Here is a 2,478-nt window from a genome sequence, read left to right on the forward strand (position 1 = left end):
CGCTCGAAGACGGTGAGGCTGAACCGGTCGAGCGAGTCACGGATGCCGCGCAGCAGGCGCAGGTACACCCCGAGTTCTGCGATGGTCTGGAAGGGACGCATGCGCGTCTGCGCGATCAGCTCGTAGCCGCGCTCCAGCAGCGTGGGCACGTCGCTGCGGTGCAGCTTGCCGGCGAGCGCATGGGCGCCGCGGGCTTCTTCCACCGTCGTGAACGTGACGCCGTACCAGGGCGAGTCGTCGGGGCCGAACCGGAACTCGCCCAGCCGGGCCGCCGCGGCGAGCTTGGCCGCGGCATCCTGTCGCGTCGTCGCCAGACGCTCGAGCGCCTTCTCGTCGAAGCGGGCCTCGGTCACCGGCGCGCCGCCTCGCTCGGCGAGGAGCGACAGCTCGCGCAGGATGTGGAGGACGGACACCCCGAACGACGGATGCCGCGCCGTCACGGCGGCGCGGTAGTCGCGGAGCACGCCGCGTAGGCGCACCAGCGCGTCGTCGATGTCGGAGACCTTGGGCGCCTGGGCCTTCTCGTTGCGGCCGATCGCACGGATGAGGTCGCGCTGCAGTCGGTCGGGCGAGACCGCGAGGCCTGGAAGCCCGATGCCGGCGAGCCGGTGTCGCACTCCGTCGAGGGTCGAGCGCCGTGCGCTCACCACGAGGACCCGCTTGCCGTCGCGCACCAGCGCGCCCACGGCGTTGATGACGGTCTGCGTGCCGCCGGTGCCGGGCAGCGTGTGGACGACGAGGGACTGGCCGTCGGTCACGCGCGCGAGCACGCGCTCCTGCTCGGAGTCCGCGTCGAGCAGCAGCATGTCGGCTGCGGGAGGGCGCTCGTCCGGGCTGGTGGGCACGGGTCCACGGCGGTGGAACGTGAGCGACTCGCGGTCGGCGACGTGACCCGCCAGGGCGTTCAGCACGCGGTGGTCGAGATCGGTCGCGTCGAGCGCCATGTCTCCGCCCACGTCGGCGAAGCTCGACACCAGCAGGCGGGGCTTCACGACGAAGCTCTCGCTGGATGCCGTCAGCGCACGGATGTGGTCGATCACCGGCTGCGGCTTGAAGACGCCGTTGTCGTAGGCGAGGGCGGCGAGGCCGCCGGCGTCGATCATGATCCCGAAGTGGGTGTGCATCGCGCGGATCAGCTCGGGATTGACCGAGAACGTCCCGTGCAGCTTGAGCTCGAAGTCGCCGTGGTGGCGGCGGATCGCGAGCGGCCGCAGCAGCACCGGCGCACTCCAGCCGATTCCGCCGACACGCCAGTTCGCGAGGCCGACGGCGAGGCGCACGGCGTCGAGGCCGCGCGTGGTGCGCAGCTCCTGATCCTTCGCGGTGATGCGCTCGGCGGCCAGCCGCGCGTTGCGGAGCGCGACCTCGTCGCGGAAGAGGTTGGAGAGCAGCGTCGAGCGGCCGGTGATGAACTGCGGGAGGCTGCCGGGATGCGCCTTCGTGATCTCGATGGAGGCGTCCTGGCCGTCCGAGAAGTGCAGCAGCGTCGAGCGGCCGCCCAGCGCGGCCGACTGCTGGCGGAGCCGGTCGCGCTCGGACTCGGCGACGTGCACCACGGTGACGTCGGGATCGGCGAGACCCAGATCACCCGGGGTCACGTCGTACCCGCGCTCGGCATCTTCTGAGCCCAGCACGGCGCTCCGTTCTGCTCGCCACACACGTGCCACCCTAAAGGCGGGGACTGCCGGGTACTTGCAATGGACCTGAGTTTCGCGGTATTGGACGCGGTCGCGACCTGCCCTCCCGTGCCGGTTCCTCCCCAACGCATGACCTCGCGCGGCTTCCCACAGAACGTCACGTGCACCCGCCGCAGGGTCGGCGCTGCGGGCCAGGATGGTCGCATGACACCCGAGGACTCCCCCCGTTATCGCGTCCACCCGTCGCCGATCGGCGACATCCTCATCGTCACGACCGCCGACGGCATCGTGACCCTCCATCCCTTCGACGGCCCCCTGCACGCCGAGATCGAACGGGTCGCGCTGCGGCTGCGCGCGCTGCCGATTCCGGACGAGACAGCGGATGCCGTGGCCCCGGGTTCTGCTCCCGACGCCGGCGCCGATGCCGGTGGCCTGTTCGACGTCGCGATCGCCCAGCTCGATGAGTACTTCGACGGCGATCGCCACGAGTTCGACCTTCCGCTGGACTGGCGGCTCGTCCGCGGCTTCACGCGGGCGGCGCTCGAGGCCGTGTGCGACATCCCGTACGGCGAGACGGCGAGCTACGGCGAGGTGGCGATCTCTGCGGGCATCCCGCGTGCCGCCCGCGCGGTCGGCACCGCGTGCGCGACCACACCGTTCTCGGTGGTGGTCCCGGTGCACCGCGTCGTGCGCGCGGACGGCTCTCTCGGCGAGTACGGCGGGCAGCCGGAGATGAAGCGGTTCCTCATCGACCTCGAGCAGGGACCGCGCGTTCCGCAGGCGCCGAGTCTGGCGGGTCGTTGAGCGAGCGAGGAACGCGGTCGTTGAGCGAGCTTGCGAG

Annotated in this window: 1 protein-coding gene and 1 pseudogene; one reads left to right on the forward strand and one right to left on the reverse strand. The window is 71.4% G+C overall.

The window, feature by feature from the left end:
* Positions 1-1,631, reverse strand: a pseudogene (locus B1729_RS20060) (AAA family ATPase); the annotation flags it as partial.
* A gap of 210 nt (positions 1,632-1,841) precedes the next feature.
* On the opposite strand from B1729_RS20060, the gene B1729_RS20065 reads away from it, so the two are divergent.
* On the forward strand, positions 1,842-2,441 hold the full coding sequence (locus B1729_RS20065) for a methylated-DNA--[protein]-cysteine S-methyltransferase (protein ID WP_163634580.1): 600 nt from the start codon (positions 1,842-1,844) through the stop codon (positions 2,439-2,441).
* The last annotated feature ends 37 nt before the right edge of the window (positions 2,442-2,478 follow it).

The organism is Microbacterium sp. B35-04 (assembly GCF_010634885.1).
Taxonomy (GTDB): domain Bacteria; phylum Actinomycetota; class Actinomycetes; order Actinomycetales; family Microbacteriaceae; genus Microbacterium.

Coding starts and splice junctions, on each gene's coding strand:
- B1729_RS20065 (WP_163634580.1), top strand. CDS start 1,842: ATGACACCCGAGGACTCCCCCCGTTATCGCGTCCACCCGTCGCCGATC.